This is a genomic window from Brevundimonas sp. UBA7534, from assembly GCF_002479325.1.
Classification (GTDB): Bacteria; Pseudomonadota; Alphaproteobacteria; order Caulobacterales; family Caulobacteraceae; genus Brevundimonas.
On the sequence record NZ_DLMO01000015.1, the window covers coordinates 1 to 5281 of the forward strand.

Below are 5281 nucleotides of genomic sequence, written 5' to 3' on the forward strand. Positions count from 1 at the left end.
GCCCGCCGCCATGCCCAGCGATCCGCCCATGAAGGTAAAGTCCTGGACAATCACGACCGCGTCCTGGCCGCCCACGGCGCCGACGCCGAACGAACCCAGCAGCAGGCCGAAGACCAGAGGCCCGCCGCCGCTCTGGCGCGCGACCACGGGCATCAGGGCCTGAACCGCGCTGGCGCCGACGCCGAACACCAGGGCGCGCAGCAGCACCGCCGTCACGCGCGGCGACAGGAAGGCGTAGCGCACGCCCCCCGCCATGGCCGCCAGCAGCCCTTCGCGCGGCAGGGTCTGCTTGGGCCGTTCGGGCTTCCAGCGGAACAGGACGATCAACAGGCCGATGTAGCTGAAGGCGTTGACGGCGAAGGCCGCCGCCGCCCCCGCCGCCGCCACGATCAGGCCCGCAACCCATTCCTGCACGCCGGTCAGGGCGGTGATGGAATCGGCGATGGAATTGGCCTGGATCATGTTGCCTGTGGCGACCGACGAGAACAGGGTGCCGACGCAGAACAGCACCGCCAGCCAGGTCCAGTTCTTGCCCAGGCCCCGGCGGATGTAGGTCATCGGCCCGCCCGAATAGCCGCGCTCCGGATCATGGTCGCGGAACCGAACGGCCAGCGAGCCCTCGGCGAAGGCCAGGGCCATGCCCAGAAGCGCCGTGATCCACATCCAGAACAGGGCGCCCGGCCCGCCCAGCAGCACCACCACCATCGGCGGGAAGGGCAGGACGGATGCGCCGTTCCAGGTCCCGCCCCAGATGAAATCGCTGACGTTGGTGACGGCGTCGTAGAATACTTCCAGCGCGCTGGGCGCTGCGGTCGATGCGATCATGATGCGGCTTGTCCCCCGAAAATCCGAAGGATCAGCCTAGACTCGCCCTTGTGGGCGACAAACCCCGAAAAAACGCCTGCGTCACCGAGGGCGGTGCATGGCGCAGATCTTGTTGCCGGAGGGATCGCGCAGATAGGCCAGCGTCATCGGCCCGAACGGCCCCTGGCGCTCGCCCGGCGGGTCTTCGATGGAGCGGCCCCCGGCCGCGACGCCCGCGTCGTGGAAGGCCCGGACGGCGTCGGCGTCCCTGGCGTAGAAGCCGATGGTGCCGCCGTTGGCGTGACAGGCCGCCTCGCCGTCGATGGGCGCGCCGACCGCGAAGGCGCCCATGCGGGTGCGCCACCAATAGCGCCCCTTCGGGTCCGGGCCGGCGGCGGGCTCCAGGCCCAGGGCGCCCAGGGCGGCGTCGTAGAATTTGCGCGACGCCTCGACGTCGTTCGCGCCGACCGTGACGTGTGTGAACATGGCTTTCCTCCGCTGGTGTTTGCGAGGAGGGATAGACGGGTCGGTTTCTTTCGGCAACTGACCTTAGAAGACGATCACCGAGCGGATGCTCTTGCCTTCGTGCATCAGGTCGAACGCCTCATTGATCCGTTCCAGCGGCAGGGTGTGGGTGATCATGGGGTCGATCTCGATCTTGCCGTCCATGTACCAGTCGACGATCCTGGGCGTATCGGTCCGGCCGCGCGCGCCACCGAAGGCGCTGCCCCGCCAGACACGGCCGGTGACCAACTGGAACGGACGGGTCGAAATCTCCTTGCCCGCCTCGGCCACGCCGATGACGACGCTCTCGCCCCAGCCGCGGTGACAGGCCTCCAGGGCCTGGCGCATGACCACCGTGTTGCCGGTGCAGTCGAAGGTGTAGTCGGCGCCGCCGTCGGTCAGTTCGACCAGGTGGGCGACCACGTCCGGGACGTTCTTGGGATTTACGAAATGGGTCATGCCGAAGCGGCGGCCCCACTCTTCCTTGTCGTTGTTGATATCGACGCCCACGATCATGTCGGCGCCCACCATCTTCAGCCCCTGGATGACGTTCAGGCCGATGCCGCCCAGACCGAACACCACCGCGTTGGCGCCCGGCTCGACCTTGGCGGTGTTGACCACGGCGCCCACGCCCGTCGTCACGCCGCAGCCGACGTAGCAGGCCTTGTCGAAGGGGGCGTCCTTCCTGATCTTCGCCACCGCGATCTCCGGCAGCACCGTGTAGTTCGAGAAGGTCGAGCAGCCCATGTAGTGGGCGATGGCCTGACCCTTGTAGGAAAATCGGCTGGTGCCGTCTGGCATCAGACCCTTGCCCTGGGTGGCGCGGATCGAGGTGCACAGGTTGGTCTTGCGGCTCAGGCACGACTTACACTGGCGGCATTCGGGCGTGTAGAGCGGGATAACGTGGTCGCCGACCGCAAGGGAGGTCACGCCGGGGCCGACCTCGACCACCACGCCGGCGCCCTCGTGGCCCAGGATCGAAGGGAAGATGCCTTCGGAATCGAGACCATCCAGGGTGTAGGCGTCGGTGTGGCAGACGCCCGTCGCCTTGATCTCGATCAGCACTTCGCCGGCCTTGGGGCCTTCCAGATCGACCTCGACGATTTCGAGCGGCTTCTTGGCCTCGAAGGCGACGGCGGCGCGGGTTTTCATAAGGACCTCCTCGAATGTGGCGCTCCTCTAGCAATGCGCGGCTCGTTCGTCAGCCACTTCGGCTTGTTTCCATGACCGACCTGGGCTTCATTCGTCGATCAAAGCCAGCGGTTTCGCCGTCGGTTGTCCTGGGTTGAAGCGGAGACTGCCGATGAAGAATGTGTCGTCGGATGAATTGGTCGACGCCCTCTATGTCGGCCTCCTGGGGAGAGAGCCGGACGAGGCGGGTCGCCGCGCCTGGGTCGATCGCGTGGCGGCGGGGACGACCTCGGTCGAAACCCTGATCCGCGCCTTCGTGGAGTCGACCGAGTTCGGCGAACGAATGTCGCGACCGCGCCGCTTCACCAATGATGTGTCGCAATACGGCGAGACGCTCGAACTGCTGCGGCTGTGGGTGGCGGACCACCAGAGCGCGGGCGTGGTCGTCGATGTGGGCGCGCGTGGCGTTGAGCGCTCCAACTCCTATGACCTGATGAAGCATTTCGGCTGGCGGGGGCTGCTGATCGAGGCCAACCCCGCGCTGATCCCCCAGATCGCTCAGGATTTCGCAGGCCTCGCCTTCGATCTCGTGAACTGCGCGGTCTCCGACTACGAAGGGCGCGCGACCCTTTCGCTGGGCGTGAACGAGGACATCTCATCGCTGAACGTCGAGGCGACCAAGGCCTGGGGCGAACTGCGCGGCGGGGTCGAGGTCGAGGTTCGGCGCCTGGAAGGGATTCTGTCGGACCACGCAATCCCCGAGGATTTCGACCTTCTGTCGCTGGATATCGAGGGCGAGGACATCAAGGCGCTGAACGGTCTGTTGGCCAACAGTCGCTATCGCCCCCGCTGGATCATCATCGAGGCGTCCTACGACTATTCGATCCGCAAGCTGGAGGATCTGCCCTTTTCGGAGGATGTCCGGCAGACCTATGAGATCCGCGCGCAGACACGCGCCAATCTGATCCTGGGCCGTCGTTCGGCGCCGGCCTGAGCGCGTCGGGTCCTTCGGTTCACGATGGCCTTTCGCAGCCTCGTCATCCTGACCGGCGCCGGCATATCGGCGGAATCAGGCGTGCCGACATTTCGGGCGTCGGACGGATTGTGGTGCGGGCATCGGGTCGAGGCGGTGGCGACGCCCGAGGGCTATGCGGCGGATCCAGCCCTGGTGCAGGACTTCTACAACCAACGGCGGCGCCAACTTGCCGAGGTCCAGCCCAATGCGGCGCATCGGGCGCTGGCGAATCTGGCCGCGCGATGGAAAGGCGATTTCCTGCTGGTGACGCAGAATGTCGACGATCTGCACGACCGGGCGCATCGCGACACGCCGCCCGCATCGGGGTTCGAACTCATCCATATGCATGGCGACCTGCTCAAGGCGCGGTGCACCCGCTCGGGCGTGGTCAGCGACTGGTCCGGCGACATGGCCGCGGATCAGGCGTCGCCGCACCATCCGCAAGGGGTGATGCGTCCGCATATCGTCTGGTTCGGAGAGATGCCGCTGGCGATGGAGCGGATCGAGAGGGCGCTGTGGGACTGCGATCTGTTCGTCGCGATCGGAACATCCGGCGCCGTCTATCCGGCGGCGGGATTTGTCCAGACTGCGAACGCGGCCGGCGCGCGCACGGTGGAGATCAATCTGGAGCCCACGGCGGGCAGACACCTGTTTGACGAGGGCGTCTATGGTCCGGCCACCCAGGCCGTGCCGGCCTTCTTCGGCGCCTTGAAGACCTAAGGGAACGGCCCCGCCGAAAGGGGCGGGGCCGTCGGACGTCCAGCGTGTCAGTCCAGCGGCTGGACCGAGATGGCCGGCGGCGGGGGCGTCGCCGACGATGTGGCCGGGGCGGTCGGCGCGGCGGCCGGCTGACTGTTCAGCATGGGCGTCACGGTGCTGTAAGGACGCGGGCCGGTCGGTTCGACCATTTGAGCCTCCTCGGCGGGCGCCTGCGCGCGCGCGGCCAGGGCGGGGCGTTCAACGGCGGGGGCTGGGCGGGCCGGCGTCTCTGAGCGACGGGCGATCGGCGCAGCGGAGGCGGGGTCGCCGGGCGCCGTTTCGACGGGGGCGGAAGGGGCGACCGGCGTTTCCACGGCCGTCATGGCGCTGGATGCCGCCTGCGGCGAAACCGGAGCCGTGGCGACGGCGGGCTGTTCGGCCGGGGCGGACGCGATGCCCGGCTGCTCGCCGCCCATCATCATGGCCGCCGCGCCGCCAACCACCACCAGAGCGCCAAGGGGCGCAAGGATCATCCAAGTCTTCACCGGCTTCTTGGTGGATCGCGACGTGCGGGCGTAGCGAGGCACGAAAACGGCGTCGTCGGCGCTCAGGGTCTGCGCCGGATCGCGCGTCGGATAGGTCATAGACATGAGGTCGTCCTCCATAACGGTGGTCAACCAACCGCTCGGAATCGGGGCCGTTCCGTGAACCGCTAGAAAACCTTGAAGAAACACCGTTGTCGCCCCGACTGGGGCGGAAGCCGCGCCAAATTGGCGCGGATCGCGCGGCTTTCGCCGCAATTCGAGGGGCAGGGTCTGGATTTCCCCAACGTCACCCGAACAAATGGATCACGCTCGCCGTCAATCGGACCGAGGGGCGTGCGGCCCTGCGTGTTGCGGTTGACCCGGACGGGCGCCTTCGGCCATCACCGGAGGACAGGGACGAAACGACAGACCGGAGTATCGGCGAACATGGGTTTGGTGGCGAATATCCGACGCGACGTCCGGTTCGCACGCGGCCTGTTCCGCCTGCTCAAGCGCATCAAGCCGATCCAGCTCGATAGCGATGTCCTTCTGTGCGACGACATCGAAGAGGCGGTCGACAGGTTCGCCGACCACGTGGCCTTCG

General features: G+C 67.2%; 7 protein-coding genes. 3 read left to right on the forward strand and 4 right to left on the reverse strand.

Annotation, left to right across the window (positions count from 1 at the left end; translation table 11 throughout):
- The 3 genes from B2U11_RS00950 to B2U11_RS00960 all read right to left on the reverse strand — a co-directional run.
- A partial coding sequence (locus B2U11_RS00950; RefSeq protein ID WP_414632922.1) for an MFS transporter occupies positions 1-825 on the reverse strand: 825 nt, incomplete at its 3' end.
- Between the two features lie 81 nt (positions 826-906).
- Positions 907-1290 carry a VOC family protein gene (locus B2U11_RS00955; protein ID WP_292069126.1) on the reverse strand — a complete coding sequence of 128 codons (384 nt, stop codon included), beginning with the start codon at positions 1288-1290 and terminating at the stop codon, positions 907-909.
- 63 nt (positions 1291-1353) lie between these two features.
- A complete protein-coding gene (locus tag B2U11_RS00960) occupies positions 1354-2460 on the reverse strand; it encodes an S-(hydroxymethyl)glutathione dehydrogenase/class III alcohol dehydrogenase (protein WP_292069127.1) in 1107 nt (368 codons plus the stop codon).
- A 151-nt stretch (positions 2461-2611) separates the two neighbouring features.
- On the opposite strand from B2U11_RS00960, the gene B2U11_RS00965 reads away from it, so the two are divergent.
- Together B2U11_RS00965 and B2U11_RS00970 are read left to right on the forward strand one after the other, a co-directional pair.
- Positions 2612-3433: an FkbM family methyltransferase gene (locus B2U11_RS00965; protein WP_292069128.1), complete on the forward strand. Its 822-nt coding sequence runs from the start codon at positions 2612-2614 to the stop codon at positions 3431-3433.
- A 24-nt stretch (positions 3434-3457) separates the two neighbouring features.
- Complete coding sequence (locus tag B2U11_RS00970) at positions 3458-4174, forward strand: NAD-dependent deacylase (RefSeq protein WP_292069129.1); 717 nt, start codon at positions 3458-3460, stop codon at positions 4172-4174.
- Between the two features lie 47 nt (positions 4175-4221).
- Here B2U11_RS00970 and B2U11_RS00975 read toward each other — a convergent pair whose 3' ends face one another.
- Positions 4222-4803 (reverse strand): hypothetical protein, encoded by a 582-nt coding sequence (locus B2U11_RS00975; RefSeq protein WP_292069130.1) that lies wholly within the window; start codon positions 4801-4803, stop codon positions 4222-4224.
- 72 nt (positions 4804-4875) lie between these two features.
- Here B2U11_RS00975 and B2U11_RS00980 point away from each other — a divergent pair.
- The coding region (locus tag B2U11_RS00980) for a hypothetical protein (protein ID WP_292069131.1) at positions 4876-5281 on the forward strand (406 nt) is incomplete at its 3' end.

What these genes read in the sequence shown, in the direction of transcription:
- B2U11_RS00955 (WP_292069126.1), bottom strand. Translation starts at nt 1,290, where the DNA reads ATGTTCACACACGTCACGGTCGGCGCGAACGACGTCGAGGCGTCGCGC.
- B2U11_RS00960 (WP_292069127.1), bottom strand. Translation starts at nt 2,460, where the DNA reads ATGAAAACCCGCGCCGCCGTCGCCTTCGAGGCCAAGAAGCCGCTCGAA.
- B2U11_RS00965 (WP_292069128.1), top strand. Translation starts at nt 2,612, where the DNA reads ATGAAGAATGTGTCGTCGGATGAATTGGTCGACGCCCTCTATGTCGGC.
- B2U11_RS00970 (WP_292069129.1), top strand. Translation starts at nt 3,458, where the DNA reads ATGGCCTTTCGCAGCCTCGTCATCCTGACCGGCGCCGGCATATCGGCG.
- B2U11_RS00975 (WP_292069130.1), bottom strand. Translation starts at nt 4,803, where the DNA reads ATGTCTATGACCTATCCGACGCGCGATCCGGCGCAGACCCTGAGCGCC.